Genomic DNA, 18,300 nt, shown 5'->3' on the forward strand with positions numbered 1-18,300 from the left:
AAATGGCGAACTACACCGCTGCTGATATCAAGGCTCTGCGCGAGCGCACAGGCGCCGGCATGATGGATGTGAAGAAGGCTCTTGACGAGGCCAACGGCGACGCCGACAAGGCCATGGAGCTCATCCGCATCAAGGGTCTGAAGGGCGCCACCAAGCGCGAAGGCCGCTCCACCGCCGAGGGCCTGGTTGCTGCCAAGGTCATCGACGGCACCGTGGGTGTCATGATCGAACTCAACTGCGAGACCGACTTTGTTGCGAAGTCCGCCAAGTTCATTGAACTGGCCGACAAGGTTCTGGCCGCTGCCGTTGAGTCCGCTGCTGCCGACGCCGAAACGCTGCTGGCCTACAACGTGGACGGCAAGCCGCTGTCCGAGGTTGTTGTCGAAGAAGGCGCAATCCTGGGCGAAAAGGTTGTTGTCCGCCGCGTGGCACGCATCGAAGGCAAGGCCGTTGATGCTTACCTGCACAAGACCTCCAAGGACCTGCCTGCTCAGGTTGGCGTCCTGTTCGCCGTTGACGGTGACAGCGACGAAGCCAAGACCGCTGCGCACGACATCGCCGTGCACACCGCTGCTTACGCTCCCACCTACCTGACCCGGGAAGAAGTTCCGGCGGAGACCGTGGAGAACGAACGCCGCATCGCTGACGAGACGGCACGCGCCGAGGGCAAGCCCGAAGCCGCGCTGACCAAGATCGTTGAAGGCCGCCTGACCGGTTTCTTCAAGGAAATCGTCCTGCTGGACCAGCCGTTCGCCAAGGACGCCAAGAAGACCGTGGCAAAGGTGCTCGAAGAGGCCGGCACCACGCCGTCCGGCTTCGCCCGTTTCCGCGTAGGCGCCTAGCCCACAAGGCACTGGACCTGACGGACACGTCATCATGAACATTTGGGGTGGTCACCGAGGTGGCCACCCCTTTTGTCTGCCCAAAACAGATCTTTACCCTTTAAACCAAGCACGTACTATGCCCCGGGAGGCACAATGGCCCACGTCCTGAAAGAATCCGATCTGGCGCGTCGACGCGTACTGCTCAAGCTCTCCGGTGAAGTCTTCGGCGGCGGGAAGCTCGGAGTGGACCCGGACACGGTGCGCGCAGTGGCCAAGCAGATTGCCGCGACCGTTGGCGAAGTTGAGGTTGCCATTGTGGTGGGCGGCGGAAACTTCTTCCGCGGCGCCGAGCTTTCCCAGAGCGGCATGGACCGCTCCCGGGCGGACTACATGGGCATGCTCGGCACGGTCATGAACTGCCTTGCGCTGCAGGACTTCCTGGAACAGGCGGGCGTTGAGACCCGCGTCCAGAGCGCCATCACCATGGGCCAGGTGGCCGAGGCCTACATTCCCCGGCGCGCCATCCGCCACTTGGAAAAGGGCCGCGTGGTCATCTTCGGCGCCGGCGCCGGCCTGCCGTACTTCTCCACCGACACCGTGGCCGCCCAGCGCGCCCTTGAGGTGCACGCCGACGAGGTGCTCATGGCCAAGAGCGGCGTGGACGGCGTCTACACCGCAGACCCCAACAAGGACGCCACAGCGGTGCGCCTCGAGACGCTCACGTACGACGACGCCCTGCGCCGCGACATCCGCGTCATGGACCAGACGGCAATGACCATGTGCAAGGACAACGACCTGAACATGGTGGTCTTTGGCATGGAAGGCGAAGGAAACGTCACCCGCGCCATCCGCGGCGAGAAGATCGGCACCATCGTTTCCAACTAGCTTCACCATGTTGCCGTGGTTCCGGGCCCGCCTGCGGGCCTGGAACGGCGGCGGTTGCTGCTGCAGCCTGCCGCGCCTGCGGGCCTGGAACGGCGGCGGTTGCTGCTGCAGCCTGCCGCGCCTGCGGCCCTGGAACGGCGGCAACGATATTCCCTCGGCCGCGGACGGCCTGCGGAATAATAAAGCCGCCTTCCTCCAGGCCCTCCGGGGCGGCCGAGGCACCCCGCCGTCCGGCTCCCTCAGGCCCCAGGCGCTCCGCAGCGGTCGGGCCCCTGCCGCCGGACCACCTCCCGCAGGCACCGGATGGCCGCATGTGTGAGGGATTCGCCCTCCGCGTTGCAGGCCCGTGCAGGGAACCTTGGGGCTTTTGGCTTAGGATGAATAAGAGAGCCCAGCCACCGTCAGCGTGGACATTTTTTGCGTGTTAGGAGACACCATGATCGAAGAAACCCTGGCCGAGGCCACCGACAAAATGGACAAGGCGGTGGAAGTAGCCAAAGAGGACTTCTCGACCATCCGCACCGGCCGCGCCACCCCCGCCCTGTTCTCCAAGGTCCTGGTGGACTACTACGGCACCCCCACCCAGCTCCAGCAGCTCGCTTCGTTCGGTACGCCGGACGCACGCACCCTGCTGATCACCCCCTACGATGTTTCCGCCCTGCGGGCCATCGAGCGTGCCCTGAGCGACTCCGAGGTTGGGGCGAATCCGTCCAATGACGGCAAGGTCATCCGCGTGATCATGCCCGAACTGACGCAGGACCGCCGCAAGGAGTACGTCAAGATCGTCAAGACCAAGGGCGAGGACGCCAAGGTCTCGGTCCGCAACATCCGCCGCAAGGCGAAGGATGCCCTGGACCGCCTGGTCAAGGACGGCGAGATTGGCGAGGACGATGGAGCCCGCGCCGAAAAGGACCTCGACGCGCAGACCAAGGCCCACACCGAGGCCATTGACGATCTGCTCAAGCGCAAGGAAGCCGAGCTGCTAGAGGTCTGATGAGGAACGACCAGCCTCCCAGCAAGGCTGGCGGTGCGTCCCTTGAGACTGATCCGGCAGCAAAGGCCACGGACATGAGTGCCACAGACGGAGACGGCCCCGCCCGGAAGGCCACCACGCCGCCGTCCGGCGCCGGGGCGCCTGAAACACCGCAGGCCCCCGAATCCGCCGCGGCGGCCGGAGCCTCTGCGACGGCGGAAGCCTCGAAGAGCTCCGGATTCCCCGGGAAGCCCAAGGCATTGAAGCAGCCCAAGACACGCAAGCAGCCCAAGGATCCCGCCAAGCCCTCAAAAGCGGGGCGGAACCTGCCCGCGGCCATCGCCGTCGGCGTGATCCTGCTGGGGTCCCTCCTGGCCGGCCTGCTGTTCTTCCCCTTCGCGATCGTCGCCATTGCCACGGTCTTTGCCGCCGTGGGCGTGTGGGAAGTCAGCCGGGCCCTGGAGGTGCGCGGAATCAAGGTTCCCATGGTTCCGGTCCTGGTCAGCACCGTGGCGCTGCCGTTTGCCGCGTACTTCGGGGGCAGCGAGTCCCTGGCCTTTGCCCTTGTGGCGTCGGTGGTGGCGATCCTGCTCTGGCGGGCCATCGATACCGCCGAGGATGCCGTCCGGAGCATTTTTGCCGGCATCTTCGTGGTGCTGTGGGTGCCGTTCCTGCTGAGCTTTGCGATGCTTCTGCTGGGCGAGCCCAAGGGCCAGATCGGCGTCGCCGTCCTGCTGCTCCTGGTGGTCGCGAACGACACCTTCGGATATATCGTCGGCGCAATTTTCGGCAAGCACCCGATGGCTCCGAAAATCAGCCCGAAGAAGTCCTGGGAGGGCTTCGCCGGCTCGGCAGCCGGTGCCACCATTATCGGAATTGTGGCGGCGATCTTCTTCCTGGACCAGCCGTGGTGGTTCGGTCTTGTTTTGGCCGTTGCCACGGTTGCCGCAGCAACGGCGGGGGACTTCTCGGAGTCCATGATCAAGCGCGAGCTCGGCGTGAAGGACATGTCCAACCTGCTGCCCGGACACGGCGGCATTATGGACCGGCTGGACTCGATCGTCTTTGCCTCTCCCGTGGTGTTCATGCTTTCGGTTTTGCTTTCGGGGGCTTAGCAGGAGAGGCGTCAGGCGGGGGAGCAGCAGTGCCCCGGCAACGCCTGACCGCCGCCCACCGGCGGCAACGTAGGATATTTACAGGTTTTCCAAACAGTCTCGTCACAGCGGCATGACCACAGAGGAACAGTTAAGACATGGACGAAGCGCGGCAGGCCAGCGCCCCTTTCGAGCGTGTGGGGCGTCGGGAATACGGCTACAACACGCGCCAGGTTGATGAGTTTCTGGCCAAGGCACGGAGTTACTACAACGACGAGAGCCCGTCCGCAAAACCCATTACCAGCCGCAACGTCCGCTCCATGGCGTTCGATCCGGCGAAGGCCGGCTACGAGCCCCAGGCCGTGGACGCGGCCCTGGACCGGCTGGAAGACGTTTTTGCGCAGCGTGAAAGAGACGAGCTGATTCAGGAGAAGGGCGAAGAAGCCTGGCTGCTGCAGATCGGCCGCACCTCGGCCGTCCTGCGGGCACGCCTGCACCGCAAGCCGGGCGAGCGGTTCCGCCGGCCCAGCAAGCGCAAGGTGCCCAGCTACAACGTTGAAGACGTGGACGCACTGTGCAATGAGCTGCTGGGGTACTTCGAGAATGACAAGCCGCTGAGCGTGGACGTGGTCCGGCGGGCGGTCTTCCGCGAAGCCAAGGGCGCCGACGGATACGAGGAAACCCAGGTGGACGCATTCCTGGACCGCGTTGTTGAACTCATGGCCTCGATCGACTAGTTCGCCGCAGGATCAGCAGCCCGGACCTGGCGCCGCCGCTCCGGGGTATGCAGCCGGGCAAGAATCTTGGCGGCACCGGCCGGGGCCAGATCCGGACGCAGCCTTGAGACGGCAACGGTTACCGCGAAGGCAGCCGGCACGGACCACGCTGCCGGCTGTTCCAGCCACACGGGGGTAATCCGTCCCAGCGTGGCCAGCACTCCGCCGGCCACCATCGCGCCGCCGCACAGGACCGCGCCCGCGACCATCCCTGACACCGCTCCGCGGGCCGTGAGTCCGCGCCACCAAATGCCAAGCACCAGCAGCGGGCACAGGGTGGAGGCGGTAAAGGCGAACACCATCCCCACACTCCCGGCCAGCGCCTGTGAACTGGTCAGCAGCGCCAGCCCCAGGGGCACGACGGCGGCAAGCACCGCCGAGAGCCGGAACCCGCCCACGCTGCCGCGGAAGAACTGCTGGCTGACCACTCCGGCCAGCGAGACCACCAGCCCGCTGGTCGTGGACAGGAACGCCGCGAACGCCCCGGCCGTCACCAGCGCGGACAGCAGGTCGCCCAGCGCCCCGTCAAACACCCGCCCGGGCAGCAGCAGCACCGTGGAGTCGGCGCCGCCGGACGCGAGCTCGGGAGTGTAGATGCGGCCCAGCACGCCGTAGATGATCGGAAAGATATAAAACAGGGACAGCAGTCCCAGCACGATCAGGGTGGTGCGCCGGGCCGAGGGTCCGTCCGGATTGGTGTAGAAGCGCACCAGCACGTGCGGCAGGCCGAGGGTGCCGCAGAGCAGCGCAATGCTCAGCGAAATGTTCCGGTACAGGGAAGCGTTGGTCTCCGGGTTCAGTGCGGCAGCGAACACGGCACCGCCGTCCGTCCAGGGCAGCCCGTCGGAGGAGAGCCGGAACAGGACAAAGAGCACGGGCACGGCGATGGCAGCAAGCTTGAGCCAGTACTGGAACGCCTGCACAAAGGTAATGGACCGCATGCCGCCGGTCACCACGCTCAGGCAGACCACCACCACCACCGCCACGGATCCCACCCAGCCGGGCAGGCCGGTGGTAATGCCGATGGTCAGCGCCGCCCCGTGCAGCTGCGGCACGATGTAGAGCCAGCCGACGGCGATCACCAGCAGGCTGGTGACCCGGCGGGCGGCCAGCGACTCCAGCCGAACCTGCGCAAAATCCGGAATGGTGTAGGCCCCCGAACGGCGCAGCGGCGCCGCCACGAAGAGCAGCAGCATCAGGTAACCGGCCGTGTAGCCGATCGGAAACCAGAGAGCGTCCACTCCGGACACCAGGATGAGCCCGGCCACGCCCAGGAAACTGGCGGCTGAGAGGTACTCGCCGCCGATCGCCGAGGCGTTCCACCAGGGCCGCACCGTCCTGGAGGCCACGTAGAAGTCCCCGGTGGTCCGCGAGATGCGCAGCCCGTACACGCCGATCAGCAGGGTGGCGGCAGTGACCGCGGCCAGGGCGGCATAGCCGGCGGCCGGGTTCACGCCGCCGCTCCGGTGCGCTCAGGCATCGTCGACCAGGTCCAGGAAACGCTTTTCATTGCGGGCGGCACTGCGCACGTACAGCGCTCCGCAGACAATGACGAGGGGATACACCCCTGCCCCCAGCAGGATCCAGGGCGCCGGGACGGTGAACAGCGTCAGATCGGCGATGACCGGCAGGAACGCCAGCAGCACCGGAACGCCCAGCAGGATCAGGAGGAAGCCGCCGGCAACCACCAGCGCCAGGCGCAGCTGGGAACGGATCAGGGAGCCGATGAAGAGCTCGCCAACCTCGGTCTGCTCATCCAGCTCCCGGGACACCGTGTAGGAATCGGCGGAAGCCGGCGCGGTGCGCGGGGCGGTGACCCGGACACGCTCCGGCTGTTTGGAGGCGGAAGCAGAGGCGGCCGCGGCGGAAGAGTCCGGGGACGCCGGGCGCGGAGCGGAACTCATCCGCGGGGCCGGACCCGGCTGGCGGAGAGCGTGCTGCGCACTCCGGGCAGATGCCGGCGGCTGACCGGAAGTTCCGCCGAGCCGACGCTGATGCTGGCGCGGCCGCCTGCCACGCGGACCTGCCGGATGTGGGAACGGGACACGAGATAGGAGCGGTGGATGCGGACAAAACCGGCCTCCGCCCACTGTTCCTCCAGATCCGTCAGCGGAACCCGGATCAGGTAGGACGCCTCGGCGGTGTGCAGGCGGGCGTAGTCGCCCTGCGCCTGCACATAGCGGATGTCGTCGCGGCGGATCAGCCGGGTGGTGCCGCCCTGGACCACGCTGACGACGTCGGCGCCGCCGTCGCTGCCGGCCGCTTCGGCAGCGAGGTCGCAGACGCGCCGGACCGATTCCGCCAGCCGTTCCGGACGGACGGGCTTGAGCAGGTAGTCCACGGCTGCCAGGTCAAACGCGGCAAGTGCCTGCTCCTCGTCCGCGGTCACGAAAACCACTGCCGGCGGGCGTTCGCGGTTGGAGAGAACACGGGCAATGTCCAGCCCGGACAGCGCCGGCATGTGGATATCCAGGAACACCGCGTCCACCGGGTTGCCTTCGATGGCCCGCAGCGCCTCCGCGCCGCTGGAGGCGCGGTGCACCTCGCCGACCCGGGAGTCCCGGCCCAGCAGGAACGCCAGCTCGTTAACGGCGGGCAGCTCATCGTCGACAACCACCACGGAGATCTGCCGCGGAGGCGGTTTTGCGGGTGCGGACATGTGAAACAGGTTACAAGACTTACGGGCGGTGGCCCGGCTGCGACTTGGGGATGTGCATGGTGATCAGGGTTCCGGCGCCCGGGGCGGTGTCAATCACCAGTCCGTGGTCGTCGCCGTACACCTGGCGCAGCCGGACGTCGACGTTGCGCAGCCCCACATGGTCGCCGTCCGCGTGACCGGCCAGCACCGCGCGCAGGTACTCGGGATCCATGCCCGTGCCGTTGTCCTCGACCGTGATGACGGCCTGCGCGCCGGCGTCGGCCGCCGTGATGGTGATGTGCCCCTCGCCGTCGGTGGCCTCCAGTCCGTGCCGCACCGAGTTCTCCACCAGCGGCTGCAGCGAAAGAAAAGGAATCACGGTGCCCAGGACTTCCGGGCCGATCTGCAGGCTGATTTTCAGGCGGTCCCCGAAGCGCGCCCGCTCCAGCAGCAGATACCGGTCGATGGCCTGCAGTTCCTCCGCCACCGTGGTGAAGTTGCCGCTGCGGCGGAAGGTGTAGCGGGTGAAATCGGCGAACTCGACCACCAGTTCCCGGGCACGCACCGGATCTGTGGTGATGTACGAGGCGATGGCGTTCAGGGAGTTGTAAATGAAATGCGGGCTGATCTGGGCCCGCAGCGCGCGCACCTCGGCCTCCATCAGCATGGTGCGGGAGGTATCCAGTTCAGCCAGTTCAACCTGTGCGGCAACCCAGGCGGCGACGTCGTTCACCGCGCGGACCAGGCCGGCACTGACCGTGGGGGTGAAGACGGCGAGGGTTCCCACCGTTTGGCGGTTTACCTGCAGCGGACACACCAGCAGCTGCCGGCCGCCGTCGTCGTCGAGACCCAGCGAACGCAGGGAGGCGCCGCGGAAAACCTTGGTCCGGCCGCTTTCCAGCACGGTCCGCGAGGCGTCCAGCAGCCGGGCCCGGGAGCGGGGAGTGTCCGGCAGCGACCCCTCCCAGGCCAGGACGGCGGCGGCGTCGGCCAGCACCAGGGTGTCGCAGCCCAGCAGTGCGCGCAGATGGCGCCCGGCTTTGCTGGCGCCCGCGGGGGTGAGGCCGGCCCGGAGATGGCGGGACGCGAGGCTGGCGGTGTGGAGGGCGGAGTAGACCGCCCGCTCCCGGTCGGAACCGAGGTCACGCTGCGACCGGCTCAGGCGGTGGCCGAGGGCGGCCACCAGCGCCACGGTCAGGACGGCGACGGCGCAGACCACGGCAATGTCGACGGCGGGACTGAACATTCCCCTACCCTAGCGGCCGGGAACGACGGCTCCTGCGGTGAACGGTTCCGGGCCGGCCCGCGGCGGCCCCGGGAACCGTTCACCGCAGGGGAATGACCGTTTGGCGAGGCACGGCCGCCGAAACTGGTGCGCCGGGCGGCACCCGTAGCAAGGTGATGGGGATCACAGTTTGTGCGCGTGTGGTGTCCGAAACCGGTTTGTCCGGGTTACGGCAGGCAGCGCCGTGCGGACATGCCCCAACTCAAGGAGGAGCGATGGCTAAAAATCATCCCCGAGGATCCGGTGCCCACGCCGCGCCGGTCGACTTCACGGAAGTCCAAAAGTCACCCGAACTGCAGGAGCTCCGCAAGCGCCAGCGCAGCTTCATTTTCCCGATGGCCGTGGTGTTCCTGCTGTGGTACTTCGCCTACGTCCTGCTGGCCGACTACGCCCACGACTTCATGTCCACTGAGGTCTGGGACAACATCAACATCGGGCTGATCCTGGGTCTGCTGCAGTTTGTCAGCACCTTCGGCATCACCATGTGGTACGTCAGCTACGCCAACCGCAGGATGGACCCCATCGCCGCCGACCTGCGCGAGAAACTTGAGGCCAAGGGCGTCAGCCGTCCGGAGGAGACCAAATGAACACCATCAACGTGACCGCGGAGGTGACCGCTGAGGCCGTGAAGGAAACCGGCTGGCTGAACATGCTCATCTTCGGCCTGTTTGTGGCCGTAACCCTCGTGGTGGTGCTGCGGGCAAGCCGGAACAACAAGACCGCGGCGGACTACTACGCCGCCGGCCGGTCCTTCACCGGACCGCAGAACGGAACGGCCATTGCCGGGGACTACCTTTCGGCTGCGTCCTTCCTGGGTATCGTCGGCGCCATCGCCATCAACGGCTACGACGGCTTCCTGTACTCCATCGGCTTCCTGGTCGCCTGGCTGGTGGCGCTGCTGCTGGTGGCGGAAATGCTGCGCAACACCGGCAAGTTCACCATGGCCGACGTGCTCTCCTTCCGGCTCAAGCAGCGCCCCGTGCGCATCGCCGCGGCCATCACCACCCTGGCCGTCTGCTTCTTCTACCTGCTGGCCCAGATGGCCGGCGCCGGCGGGCTTGTCTCCCTGCTGATGGGCATCGACGGACGGCTCGGCCAGTCGCTGGTCATCACCGTCGTCGGCGGCCTCATGATCATGTACGTACTGATCGGCGGGATGAAGGGCACCACCTGGGTCCAGATCATCAAGGCCTGCCTGCTCATTGCCGGCGCGGCCATCATGACCGTCTGGGTGCTGGCCAACAACGGGTTCAGCCTCTCCGAACTGCTGGGCAACGCCGTCGAGATGTCCGGCAACCCCGAGCTCCTGAACCCGGGCCTGCAGTACGGCAAGAGCGACACCACCCGCCTGGACTTCGTGTCCCTGGGCATGGCGCTGGTGCTGGGCACCGCGGCCCTGCCGCACGTGCTGATGCGCTTCTACACCGTGCCGACCGCCAAGGAAGCCCGCCGCTCCGTGGTCTGGGCCATCTGGCTGATCGGCCTGTTCTACCTGTTCACCCTGGTCCTGGGCTACGGCGCCGCTGCCATGATCCCGGCGGAGACAATCACCTCGGCTCCGGGCGGCGTGAACTCCGCGGCGCCGCTGCTGGCCTTCGCCCTGGGCGGGCCGGTCCTGCTGGGGCTGATCGCCGCTGTGGCCTTCGCGACCATCCTGGCCGTGGTGGCCGGACTGACCATCACCGCCGCCGCATCCTTCGCCCATGACATCTACGCGAACGTCATCCGCAAGGGCAAGGTGGACGCCGACGGCGAGGTCAAGGTGGCCCGCCGCACGGTAATCGTAATCGGCGTCGTCTCCATCCTCGGCGGCATCGGCGCACAGGGGCAGAACGTGGCCTTCCTGGTGGCACTGGCCTTCGCAGTAGCGGCCAGCGCCAACCTGCCGACCATCCTGTACTCGCTGTACTGGCGCCGCTTCAACACCCAGGGTGCCATCTGGAGCATGTACGGCGGCCTCGGTTCGGCGATCCTGCTGATCATCCTGTCCCCGGTCTTCTCCGGGGCCGAGACGTCCATGGTGTCGGGCTTCGATATCTCCATCTTCCCGCTGAACAACCCGGGCCTGGTCTCCATCCCGCTGGCGTTCTTCCTGGGCTGGCTGGGAACCGTGCTCGGCAAGGACGACGAGTCGCCGCAGAAGCAGGCGGAAATGGAAGTCCGTTCGCTCACCGGCGTCGGTGCGGAAAAGGCAGTGGACCACTAACCGCAGCCGCACCCACGGCCCTCCACGGGGGCAAACGGAAGGGTTCCGCACTTCGGTGCGGGGCCCTTCCTGCGTTCGGGCCTGGGTCCCGGAAGCAAGGGATCTATCCGGCTGCGTTCGGGTCTGTCAGCTGCCGGCGTCGGCGCTGCTCCCGGGGCTCTCCCGCCCGAGCAGCGGAGCCACCCGGAAGGGGATGAGCTCGCCCATCGCCAGGTTGGTGTCGCAGCGCTCCACGCCGGGGATGGCGAGGATTGCCTTGTTGACGCGGAACAGGTCTTCGGCGTCGGCGGCGACCACGCGCAGCAGGATGTCCGCGGTTCCGGTCAGGCCGTGGGCCTCTACCACCTCGGGCACCAGTGCGAGCTGCGCCGTGATTTCGGCGAGCTGCTGCTGCTGGACGTGCACATGCACAAAGGCCATCAGCGGGTAGCCCAGGGCCGCGGGGCTGATCCTGCGCTCGAAGGACAGGAACACCGACTTCTTCTCCAGCTGTGCCAGCCGGGCCTGCACGGTGTTGCGCGAAATGCCCAGAACGGCGGCCAGCGCCACCACGGTACGCCGCGGATCCTTCGCCAGGGCAAGCAGAAGCCGGGTGTCGGTGCTGTCCAGGGAAGGCATAGTGCGAAAGATTAGCACGGCCGGTTCTCCAATTGCAGGGCACAATGCTCAATGATTCGTGCTGTGGTTGTGCCGCCTGCTGAGTGTGAGTAGGGTCACAGGTATCCGGGCAACGGCGCTCGGGCATCGGTTCGGTCCCGCCATCCCTGGGGCCCAACACGGAAGGATGCGTACCGACGTGTCTCTGCATACTCCTGTTCGACCCCCTCACGACGCCGGCGCCACCGCTGCCGGCCCCTACGTCCAGCTGGTCCGTCCCGACGGTTCCCGGGTGGCATCGTCCTACGACCACTGGGTGGACGACGTCGACCCGGACCAGCTGCGCAGCCTCTACGAGGACATGGTGGTGATCCGCCGGATCGACACTGAGGCCACCGCGCTGCAGCGCCAGGGCCAGCTCGGACTGTGGCCGCCGCTGCTGGGTCAGGAAGCCGCGCAGATCGGCTCCGCCCGCACCCTGCGGCCCAGTGACTTTGTGTTCGGCAGCTACCGCGAGAACGGCGTGGCCTGGTGCCGCGGCGTCGATCCGGAATCCCTGATGCGGGTCTGGCGCGGCAACGCGGCTGCCGGCTGGGACCCGTACACGGTCAACATGGCGCCCACGCAGGTCATCATCGGCGCCCAGGCGCTGCACGCCGCCGGCTACGGCATGGGCGTCGTGGCCGACGGAACCGACGACGCCGTCATCACCTATTTCGGCGACGGCGCCACCAGCCAGGGCGACGTGAACGAGGCCATGGTCTTTGCCGCCAGCTTCCACACACCCGTCATTTTCTTCTGCTCGAACAACCAGTGGGCCATTTCAGAGCCCGTGGGCCTGCAGGCGCAGGTGCCGATCGCCAACCGGGCGCCGGGATTCGGCATTCCCTCCGTGCGGGTGGACGGCAACGACGTCCTCGCCGTCATGGCAGTGACCCGCGAAGCCCTGGACCGGGCCCGCAGCGGGGGAGGCCCCAGCTTCATCGAGGCCGTGACCTACCGGATGGGTCCGCACACCACCGCTGATGATCCCACCCGCTACCGCGACGCCGGCGAGCTGGAGGAATGGCGGGCCAAGGACCCGATCAGCCGGGTGGAAGCCCTGCTGCGGTCGGAGGGCCTGTTCAGCGACGACTTCGCCGCCGCCGTGACCGCCCGTGCCGACGCCGTGGCCGCGGAACTCCGCGCTTCCTGCATCGGGATGCCGCCGCCGCCGGCCCTGGACATATTTGCTCACGTGTATTCGGAGCCCAACTCCTGGCTGGAAAAGCAGCAGGAGGAGTACGCGCGGTACCTGGCCGTGTACGGCACGGAGGAGGACGAGCCGCACCCGGTCCAGGTGCACGGCACCGACCCGGTGGGCGTCGACGAAAAGGGGAGCAACGCATGAGCACCATGACCTTTGGCCGCGCCATCAACGCCGGGCTGCGTGCCGCCATGGACGCCGACCCCAAGGTTGTCCTGATGGGTGAGGACATCGGCACCCTCGGTGGTGTCTTCCGCATCACGGACGGGCTCAAGAAAGACTTCGGCGCCTCCCGGGTGATCGACACGCCGCTGGCCGAATCAGGGATCATGGGCACCGCCGTCGGGCTCGCGTTCCGCGGGTACCGCCCGGTGGTGGAGATCCAGTTCGACGGTTTCATTTATCCCGCGTTTGACCAGATCGTCTGCCAGGTCGCCAAGATGCACTACCGCACCCGCGGCGCGGTCAACATGCCGCTGACCATCCGGGTGCCGTTCGGCGGCGGCATCGGGTCACCGGAGCACCACTCGGAGTCCCCGGAAGCCTATTTCACCCACACCTCGGGGCTGCGCGTGGTGAGCGTGTCCAATCCCCAGGACGCCTACACAATGATTCAGCAGGCCATCGCCAGCAATGACCCCGTCCTGTACTTCGAACCCAAACGGCGCTACCACGTCAAGGGCGAGGTGCAGGAAACCCTGGACGGTGCGCTGCCGCTGGGACAGGCCCGCGTAGTCACCGAGGGAACGGACGTCACCCTCGTGACGTACGGGCCGCTGGTGGTGACCGCCGTCGACGCCGCTGTCGCAGCATCCGACGAAGGCGTGTCCGTGGAAGTCATCGACCTGCGTTCGCTCTCGCCGGTGGACTTTGCCACCGTGGAAGCATCGGTGCGCAAGACCGGACGCCTGGTGATCACCCACGAAGCCGGCAAATCCGGCGGCGTCGGGGCGGAAATTTCCGCGTCCATCACGGAACGCTGTTTCGACTACCTGGAACACGCCCCCGTGCGGGTGACCGGCTTCGACGTCCCGTACCCGTCCTCCAAGCTCGAACACCACCACCTTCCGGACCTGGACCGGATGCTCGACGGCGTGGACCGCGCCCTGCGCCGCCCCAACTCCCTCAGCACTTCGCCGGCCGCGCACAGCGCCGCGGGAGCTGCACTGGAAGGAGCGGCCCTGTGATTCGGGAATTCCGCCTTCCGGACCTGGGCGAAGGGCTGACCGAGTCCGAGATTGTCAGCTGGCACGTGGCCGTGGGGGACAAGGTCACCCTCAATCAGGTCATCGCCGAGGTTGAAACGGCAAAGGCAGTGGTGGAACTGCCCTCGCCGTATGCAGGAACCGTGTCCCGGCTCCACGAGGCGGCCGGCTCCGTGGTGGAAGTCGGGGCGCCCATTGTGTCCTTCGACGTGGGCGGCGGCGCCGCCCCGGCCGGTCCGGGCGGAACTGCAGCCCAGGGAACTGCGGCAGGCGTAGCGCCGGCCGGACCCGTGGGCGAACCCCTGAAGCGCACGCCCAACTTGGTGGGCTACGGAGCCGTCCCGGAGAAATCCGGGCGCCCGGCCCGGCGGCGCTGGCTCACGGGCGACCAGCCGCCCGCACCGGCTGCCGGCTCCGCACCAGCTGAACCCGTTGTACCCGGTGCACCCGCCGCGGCCGCACCGCCCGCTCCGGCACCGGTTGCCCCTGCTCCGGCACCTCCCGTTCCGCCGGCTCCCGCTCCCGCGGACCCGCACCAGGAGAGAATCGCCGCGGCGGGGAACCGCGCCAAGGACCGGCCGCGGTCAACACCGCCGGTCCGGAAACTGGCCCGGGACCTGGGCATCAGCTTGGACCTTGTGGAGGGAACCGGCCCCGACGGGCTGATTGTCCGCTCAGACGTCACCGCGGCAGCGGAGGCGGCAGGACAGTCGACCCGCCAGGTGACGGAACAGGAACAGGCACCGCCGTCGTCGGGCCTGCCAGCCGCGCCGTCGAACGCCGCGGACGGGCAGGGCGTCCGGGAGGAACGGATTCCGATCGCCGGAATGCGCAAGCACACGGCCGCTGCCATGGTCGCCAGTGCGTTTACCGCTCCGCATGTGACGGTGTTCCTGACCGTTGATGTCACGGAATCGACTGAACTGCTGGAGCGCCTGCGCCGGAAGCCTGCCTTCGAAGGCGTGAAGCTCACGCCGCTCACTCTGGCCGCCAAGGCCGCGTGCCTGGCCCTGGGCAAGCATCCGACGCTGAATTCCCGCTGGGATGAAGCGGCCAGGGAGATCATCCAGTACCACTACGTGAACCTGGGCATTGCCGCAGCCACTCCGCGGGGGCTGATGGTTCCCAATATCAAGGATGCCCAAACACTGGGGCTCCGCGACCTGGCCGAAGCGCTGGGATCCCTGACCCGGACCGCCCGAGCCGGAAAGACCACCCCGGCGGACCTGGCGGGCGGGACCTTCTCGATCTCCAACGTGGGGGTCTTCGGGGTTGATGCCGGAACGCCCATCCTGAATCCGGGTGAAGCGGCCATCCTGGCGCTGGGCGCTGTCCGGGAACAGCCGTGGGCCTTTGAAGGCGGAATTGCCCTGCGGAAGGTCATGACCCTGAGCCTGTCCTTCGACCACCGGCTGGTGGACGGCGAACAGGGTGCCCGGTTCCTCAGCGACGTGGGAGCGGTTCTGGCGGAACCGGCGATGGCGCTGGCCCTGATGTAACAGGACAGGATCGCAGGAACGACGAAGCCCGCCGCCGGAAATCTCCGGCGGCGGGCTTCTCACATAGCGGCAGGGCCTGTTCGAGGCGGTGCCTGGTCGCGGCGGGTGCCTGGTCCGGGCAAGGCCCGGGAGCAGCCGGCAGTGCCTGTTAGGCCAGTTCGAGCTCGAGTTCGCGCACCACGGCACCGCGGGCATTGGCGAAGCCCTGCGTTTCACCCACGACAGTGAAGCCGTATTTTTCCAGGATGGCGATGGAGCTGACGTTGTCGGCCACGGCGCGGGCACGAATCGGGCGTTCGGAGAATTCCTGCAGGAACTGCCCAACGGCGGCCGTGGTGATTCCCTGGCCCCAGCGGGCGGTGTCCACCCAGTAGCTGATCTCCGGGACGCCGCCTTCGCGGTAGGCCAGGATGCTGCCGACGACGTCGCCGTCGGCCACAATCGTGCGCACCGTGATGGTGGGGTCATTCAGGATGTTCTGCCAGTGGTGATCAAACACACCGCGGTCAGAGGGGTTTTTAGCGGCAAACGCCGCCATATGGTTGGCGCTTGGATCCAGCTGATGGGAAAAGAACTCATCCAAATCGGCGGGAACTACGGCACGAAGCTCAATCACAGCAGGTCTTTCTGCTCGAGGGGTTTGGTTCAGACTACTAGGCATTCAGGGCGGCCCAGGCCATTGTTTCCAGCAGCGACCGCAGCCGCGCCGTCTCCCGGGCCTTCATTTTTCCGTGCAGGGTATGGGACGTGGAGTTGATCAGTCCGAAGACCGCCTGCGCCCGGTGCCGCAGCAGCGGCAGGCCGCAGTCCGGATGCAGGGCGGACAGGGCATCAACCCACACCTCCACATACTGGCGCTGGAGCGAGCGCACCGCGCGTTCATCGTCCTCCGGCAGGCTGTTCAAATCGCGGTCGTGGACCCGGATCACATTGGCCTGGCGCAGGGCGAAGTCCACATGGAACTCCACCAGTCCGCGCAGCGCCGCGTCAGCGGTGGCCGACTCGGCGACCACGGCTTTTCCGCCGGCCAGCAGATCCTCGCTCACTCCGACGAGCAGAGCGGACAGCACGGCGGGCTTGCCGCTGAAATGCCGGTACACGGCAGGGCCGCTGACACCCGTAGCCGCCCCAAGTTCTTCAATTGACACACCGTTGTAGCCGCGTTCGGCGAAAAGGGCCGCCGCGGCGTCGAGCATCGCGGCCCGGCGGGAGGCCTTGGCCAGGCTTCGTCCGGTGGTGCGGGCGGCGGGCAGCGGCAGGTCCCTTCCGGGCGGGGCTGCTGGTGCGTCTTCTTTCGCTGCGTCCATGCCAACCTTTCCGGCAGTTTTTATTTCACGAGCAGCTTCCATTGTGGTGGACAGCTGAGTTAATAACCAATAACCTGATTTGAGTTAGTGGCCATTAACTGGCAGCTGGTCTTCCGGTAACCCCGTCGGCGGCAGCCCGTTGAGAGAGAGACGTCAATGGAGACCCTTGCAACCCGGCTGGACCCTGCATCACCGGACTACGCCCGCAACGCGTCCGTTCAAAGCCAGCTGGCCCAGGACCTGCGCAAGCGGCTCGCTGAGGCAGCACTGGGCGGGCCGGAACGGTCACGGGAACGGCACACCGCCCGGGGCAAGCTGCTGCCGCGCGACCGCGTGGACCGGCTGCTGGACGAGGGCAGCCCCTTCCTGGAGATCGCGCCGCTGGCCGCCAACGGCATGTACGACGACGAGTGCCCCGGCGCCGGACTCATCGCGGGCATCGGCCTGGTTCAGGGTCGGCACGTGATGATCCTGTCCAACGACGCCACCGTCAAAGGCGGCACCTACTATCCGATGACGGTCAAAAAGCACCTGCGGGCCCAGGAAATCGCGCTGGAGAACCGGCTGCCGTGTATCTACCTGGTGGATTCCGGCGGTGCGTTCCTGCCCCGGCAGGATGACGTCTTTCCGGACCGGGAGCATTTCGGGCGCATTTTTTTCAACCAGGCGCAGATGTCAGCCCGCAAGATTCCGCAGATCGCCGCGGTCCTGGGGTCCTGCACCGCCGGAGGCGCCTATGTTCCGGCCATGAGCGACGAAACCGTCATCGTGCGCAACCAGGGCACCATCTTCCTGGGCGGCCCGCCGCTGGTGAAGGCCGCCATCGGCGAAATCGTCACCGCTGAGGAACTCGGCGGCGGGGACCTGCACTCGCGGATCAGCGGAGTCACCGACCACCTGGCCGACAACGATGCGCATGCCCTGGAAATCGTGCGCAGCATCGTGGAGACCTTCCCGGCGCAGGAGCCGGCCTGGGAAATCCTGCCGGGCCGGCCGCCGTCGCACTCCGGGGAGGAAATCTACGGCACCGTGCCCGCTGACCTGCAGACCCCGTACGACGTGCGCGAACTGATCGCCCGGCTGGTGGACGGCAGCGAGTTCTCCGAATTCAAGAAGGAGTACGGCGCCACCCTGGTCACCGGCTTCGCCCGGCTGCACGGCCACCGGGTGGGGATCGTAGCCAACAACGGCGTGCTGTTCTCCGAGTCCGCGCTCAAGGGCGCCCACTTTATCGAGCTCTGCGACCAGCGCGGCATCCCGCTGATCTTCCTGCAGAACATTTCCGGCTTCATGGTGGGCCGGGACTACGAGGCCGGCGGAATTGCCAAGAACGGCGCCAAGATGGTCACCGCCGTCGCCACCGCCCGGGTTCCCAAGCTGACCGTGGTGGTGGGCGGTTCCTTCGGGGCCGGCAACTATTCCATGTGCGGGCGGGCCTACAGCCCGCGCTTTCTGTGGATGTGGCCGGCTGCGCGGATCTCGGTGATGGGCGGGGCGCAGGCCTCCTCGGTCCTGGCCACCGTCAAGCGGGACCAGCTCGAATCCCGCGGCGAGCACTGGAGCACCGAGGACGAAGAAGCGTTCAAGGCACCCATCCGCGACACGTATGAAACGCAGGGCAGCCCGTACTATTCCACGGCCCGGCTGTGGGACGACGGCGTCATCGACCCGGCGGATACCCGCACCGTCCTGGGCCTGGCCCTGGACGTGTGCGCCAACGCCCCGCTGCCGGAGACCTCCTTCGGCCTGTTCCGGATGTGAGCGG

Annotated in this window: 18 protein-coding genes; 11 read left to right on the top strand and 7 right to left on the bottom strand. The window is 67.2% G+C overall.

Annotated features, from left to right (window positions below; genetic code table 11):
• Positions 1 to 2: 2 nt before the first annotated feature.
• The 5 genes from tsf to M1D40_RS05430 all read left to right on the top strand — a co-directional run bounded on the left by tsf (position 3) and on the right by M1D40_RS05430 (position 4,513).
• The gene (tsf, locus tag M1D40_RS05410) at positions 3 to 842 is read left to right on the top strand and encodes a translation elongation factor Ts (RefSeq protein ID WP_341393823.1); all 840 of its coding nucleotides are present in this window, start codon (positions 3 to 5) and stop codon (positions 840 to 842) included.
• 135 nt (positions 843 to 977) lie between these two features.
• Positions 978 to 1,709 carry a UMP kinase gene (gene pyrH, locus M1D40_RS05415; RefSeq protein ID WP_341393822.1) on the top strand — a complete coding sequence of 244 codons (732 nt, stop codon included), beginning with the start codon at positions 978 to 980 and terminating at the stop codon, positions 1,707 to 1,709.
• A 436-nt stretch (positions 1,710 to 2,145) separates the two neighbouring features.
• Positions 2,146 to 2,703, top strand: a complete 558-nt coding sequence (gene frr / locus M1D40_RS05420) for a ribosome recycling factor (RefSeq protein ID WP_341393820.1) — start codon at positions 2,146 to 2,148, stop codon at positions 2,701 to 2,703.
• Positions 2,704 to 2,777: 74 nt separating this feature from the next.
• Positions 2,778 to 3,797, top strand: a complete 1,020-nt coding sequence (locus M1D40_RS05425) for a phosphatidate cytidylyltransferase (protein ID WP_461170471.1) — start codon at positions 2,778 to 2,780, stop codon at positions 3,795 to 3,797.
• Positions 3,798 to 3,934: 137 nt separating this feature from the next.
• Positions 3,935 to 4,513 (top strand): DivIVA domain-containing protein, encoded by a 579-nt coding sequence (locus tag M1D40_RS05430; protein WP_341393818.1) that lies wholly within the window; start codon positions 3,935 to 3,937, stop codon positions 4,511 to 4,513.
• Here M1D40_RS05430 and M1D40_RS05435 read toward each other — a convergent pair.
• From M1D40_RS05435 to M1D40_RS05450, 4 genes are read right to left on the bottom strand one after another with little or no spacing between them, the layout of a single operon-like run.
• Positions 4,510 to 6,006: a sodium/solute symporter gene (locus M1D40_RS05435; protein WP_341393817.1), complete on the bottom strand. Its 1,497-nt coding sequence runs from the start codon at positions 6,004 to 6,006 to the stop codon at positions 4,510 to 4,512. The two genes, M1D40_RS05430 and M1D40_RS05435, sit on opposite strands and share 4 nt — an antisense overlap.
• Positions 6,007 to 6,024: 18 nt before the next feature.
• Complete coding sequence (locus M1D40_RS05440; protein WP_461170472.1) at positions 6,025 to 6,456, bottom strand: DUF485 domain-containing protein; 432 nt, start codon at positions 6,454 to 6,456, stop codon at positions 6,025 to 6,027.
• Positions 6,453 to 7,211, bottom strand: coding sequence for a LytR/AlgR family response regulator transcription factor (locus tag M1D40_RS05445; RefSeq protein WP_341393815.1), 759 nt, complete (start codon positions 7,209 to 7,211; stop codon positions 6,453 to 6,455). Before M1D40_RS05445 ends, M1D40_RS05440 begins: the two co-directional genes overlap by 4 nt.
• A 19-nt stretch (positions 7,212 to 7,230) precedes the next feature.
• Entirely contained in the window at positions 7,231 to 8,436 is a 1,206-nt protein-coding gene (locus M1D40_RS05450) for a sensor histidine kinase (RefSeq protein WP_341393814.1), read from the bottom strand.
• Between the two features lie 254 nt (positions 8,437 to 8,690).
• Here M1D40_RS05450 and M1D40_RS05455 point away from each other — a divergent pair, with 254 nt between their 5' ends.
• Entirely contained in the window at positions 8,691 to 9,062 is a 372-nt protein-coding gene (locus M1D40_RS05455) for a DUF485 domain-containing protein (protein ID WP_341393813.1), read from the top strand.
• A complete protein-coding gene (locus M1D40_RS05460; protein WP_341393812.1) occupies positions 9,059 to 10,681 on the top strand; it encodes a solute symporter family protein in 1,623 nt (540 codons plus the stop codon). Before M1D40_RS05455 ends, M1D40_RS05460 begins: the two co-directional genes overlap by 4 nt.
• Before the next feature lie 126 nt (positions 10,682 to 10,807).
• On the opposite strand, the gene M1D40_RS05465 is transcribed toward M1D40_RS05460, so the two are convergent.
• Positions 10,808 to 11,299, bottom strand: coding sequence for an Lrp/AsnC family transcriptional regulator (locus M1D40_RS05465; protein ID WP_341393811.1), 492 nt, complete (start codon positions 11,297 to 11,299; stop codon positions 10,808 to 10,810).
• Between the two features lie 166 nt (positions 11,300 to 11,465).
• On the opposite strand from M1D40_RS05465, the gene pdhA reads away from it, so the two are divergent.
• The 3 genes from pdhA to M1D40_RS05480 are packed head-to-tail and all read left to right on the top strand — an operon-like array spanning position 11,466 to position 15,228.
• Positions 11,466 to 12,668 carry a pyruvate dehydrogenase (acetyl-transferring) E1 component subunit alpha gene (gene pdhA / locus M1D40_RS05470; RefSeq protein ID WP_461170473.1) on the top strand — a complete coding sequence of 401 codons (1,203 nt, stop codon included), beginning with the start codon at positions 11,466 to 11,468 and terminating at the stop codon, positions 12,666 to 12,668.
• Positions 12,665 to 13,711, top strand: coding sequence for an alpha-ketoacid dehydrogenase subunit beta (locus tag M1D40_RS05475; protein ID WP_461170474.1), 1,047 nt, complete (start codon positions 12,665 to 12,667; stop codon positions 13,709 to 13,711). The genes pdhA and M1D40_RS05475 overlap by 4 nt, the downstream gene beginning before the upstream one ends.
• Positions 13,708 to 15,228 (top strand): dihydrolipoamide acetyltransferase family protein, encoded by a 1,521-nt coding sequence (locus M1D40_RS05480; RefSeq protein ID WP_461170475.1) that lies wholly within the window; start codon positions 13,708 to 13,710, stop codon positions 15,226 to 15,228. The genes M1D40_RS05475 and M1D40_RS05480 overlap by 4 nt, the downstream gene beginning before the upstream one ends.
• Before the next feature lie 148 nt (positions 15,229 to 15,376).
• Here M1D40_RS05480 and M1D40_RS05485 read toward each other — a convergent pair whose 3' ends face one another.
• The gene (locus M1D40_RS05485) at positions 15,377 to 15,844 is read right to left on the bottom strand and encodes a GNAT family N-acetyltransferase (RefSeq protein WP_341393808.1); all 468 of its coding nucleotides are present in this window, start codon (positions 15,842 to 15,844) and stop codon (positions 15,377 to 15,379) included.
• Positions 15,845 to 15,881: 37 nt separating this feature from the next.
• A complete protein-coding gene (locus M1D40_RS05490; RefSeq protein ID WP_461170476.1) occupies positions 15,882 to 16,535 on the bottom strand; it encodes a TetR/AcrR family transcriptional regulator in 654 nt (217 codons plus the stop codon).
• A 156-nt stretch (positions 16,536 to 16,691) separates the two neighbouring features.
• Here M1D40_RS05490 and M1D40_RS05495 point away from each other — a divergent pair, with 156 nt between their 5' ends.
• A complete protein-coding gene (locus tag M1D40_RS05495; protein ID WP_461170477.1) occupies positions 16,692 to 18,296 on the top strand; it encodes a carboxyl transferase domain-containing protein in 1,605 nt (534 codons plus the stop codon).
• Positions 18,297 to 18,300: the final 4 nt, after the last annotated feature.

The organism is Arthrobacter sp. Z1-15 (assembly GCF_054792395.1).